The sequence below is a fragment of the Moorena sp. SIO3H5 genome (genome assembly GCF_010692395.1).
In the GTDB taxonomy this organism is placed as follows: Bacteria; Cyanobacteriota; Cyanobacteriia; order Cyanobacteriales; family Coleofasciculaceae; genus Moorena.
The window spans coordinates 1-1,753 of the sequence record NZ_JAAHHS010000722.1; the positions used below are offsets into that span (position 1 = coordinate 1).

Below are 1,753 nucleotides of genomic sequence, written 5' to 3' on the forward strand. Positions count from 1 at the left end.
TCCCGTTCCACGTTAGATGGCTATTCTACCAAGATGGCTATTCCGGCAAGATACCTATTCCACAAAACTATTACCACCAAACGAAGTCTACTATTCTTTAACTAGTCACACATTGACTAGACTTCGCGGCAGTTGTCTGGAACAGCGGATCACCAGAACAGTAAACAAGAATTGATGCAAAGCGATGCAGCGCGGTCTTGGGGGTTTCCACGGGGCTGGAGAGCGATGCAGCGCGGTCTTGGGGGTTTCCCCCACTCGCTATTGCATCAAGACAGGTGCGGACGCAGGTTCCGCACACAGACCCATGCGCCATGAGCGACTGCATCAAGAACACTATCATAAAACTACTTTTGCGTATAGGTCTACTATCTAGTCCTCCCGACTCCCGATTCCCGATTCCCAATTCCCGACTCCCGACTCCCGATTCCCGATTCCCCACTCCCGATTCCCGATTTATGATGAGTTATCTAGCAATGACCGAATCAGAGAACGTAACATTCTTCCCAAAGCTTCACACTCACCTAAAATCGGATTAACTGCAACCGAGTTAGCCAGTTTAACTCTGACCGATAAGAAAAGATGGGTTTCCAATTCTTTGAGAGAGCCTTGAGCTATTCTAAGAAATTGAACATATTCTCCTCGATATTCTCGCCCATATCCCTCTGCAATATTAGCAGGAATTGATGCAGCTGCTCTCGTTATCTGTGCAGTCATCCCATACATTTCCTGTTTAGGGAATTCTCTGGTGATCACATAACAACTCTCCGCCACATCCATTCCCTTTTGCCAAACTCGCAAATCTCGATAAGACTGAATTTGATTATAATTGCTCATGCTTAAACTAGAGTTCGGGAATCGGGATTCGGGAGTCGGGAGTCGGGAGTGGCTCTATGATAGAAACGCGCTTATCCCTATGGTTGTCAGTCTCCAAAAACATTTGCCATTTATAAAATTATTAGCTTTTGTATACTAAGCGTACCCACTATTTTTTGAAAATCACAAATACAACATCCACCACCCGAAAAATATACCGATTCCCGATTCCCGATTCCCGATTCCCGATTCCCGATTCCCGATTCCCGATTCCCGATTCCCGATTCCCCACTCCCGATTCCCCACTCCCGATTCCCGATTCCCGATTCCCGATTCCCGATTCTTTTATCCTTTTGCCCGACGATACCAACCCACAATCCGGTGAGGAGAAACCCCCAAATGATAAGCAACGATCACCAGTTGGTTAATTAATGTAGTTTTCACAACCCCCAAGGTCTGCCAGCGGCGTCCTGATGTTAGCACAGGTTGACTAAGGATAGTTATTTTACCTAAGTTGCGGAGGCGTCGCATCAAGTCAAAATCTTCCATAATCGGTAGATTCAGAAAACCACCCAGGTCTGTAAACACCTTAGTCTTGATAAAGATGGCTTGATCACCGTAAGGCAGGGAGCAAAAACGCGATCGCAAATTCACCATCCCTTCAATCAACCTTACCCCCCGCAGGTTAGCATCAATGGCTAATTCAAAAGCCCCAGCCACGGTGTCATAGTCTTGTAACCCTTGGCGAACTAAACTATCAAATCCTTTTGGTAAACGGGTATCAGCATGGAGAAACAACAGAATATCTCCGCTAGCCACCGCAGCCCCAGCATTCATTTGACTAGCGCGACCGGTCCCAGCAGCTATAATCTTAGCACCAACTGATTGTGCGATCGCAACAGTTTCATCATCACTGCCCCCATCTACCACAATCACTTCA

The 1,753-nt window shown here is 46.8% G+C and carries 4 protein-coding genes; 2 read left to right on the forward strand and 2 right to left on the reverse strand.

Annotated elements, in window-relative coordinates:
- Positions 1-184 precede the first annotated feature (184 nt).
- Positions 185-373 carry a hypothetical protein gene (locus F6K52_RS35925; RefSeq protein ID WP_293089938.1) on the forward strand — a complete coding sequence of 63 codons (189 nt, stop codon included), beginning with the start codon at positions 185-187 and terminating at the stop codon, positions 371-373.
- Positions 374-453: 80 nt separating this feature from the next.
- Here F6K52_RS35925 and F6K52_RS35930 read toward each other — a convergent pair whose 3' ends face one another.
- Positions 454-834: a four helix bundle protein gene (locus F6K52_RS35930; protein ID WP_293089940.1), complete on the reverse strand. Its 381-nt coding sequence runs from the start codon at positions 832-834 to the stop codon at positions 454-456.
- A gap of 155 nt (positions 835-989) precedes the next feature.
- On the opposite strand from F6K52_RS35930, the gene F6K52_RS35935 reads away from it, so the two are divergent.
- Entirely contained in the window at positions 990-1,241 is a 252-nt protein-coding gene (locus tag F6K52_RS35935) for a hypothetical protein (protein WP_293089942.1), read from the forward strand.
- Here the strand turns inward: F6K52_RS35935 and F6K52_RS35940 are convergent.
- Positions 1,159-1,753 (reverse strand): TIGR04283 family arsenosugar biosynthesis glycosyltransferase (locus F6K52_RS35940; RefSeq protein ID WP_293089944.1); only part of this gene is annotated, 595 nt, incomplete at its 5' end. The two genes, F6K52_RS35935 and F6K52_RS35940, sit on opposite strands and share 83 nt — an antisense overlap.

Coding starts and splice junctions, on each gene's coding strand:
- F6K52_RS35925 (WP_293089938.1), top strand. CDS start 185: ATGCAGCGCGGTCTTGGGGGTTTCCACGGGGCTGGAGAGCGATGCAGC.
- F6K52_RS35930 (WP_293089940.1), bottom strand. CDS start 834: ATGAGCAATTATAATCAAATTCAGTCTTATCGAGATTTGCGAGTTTGG.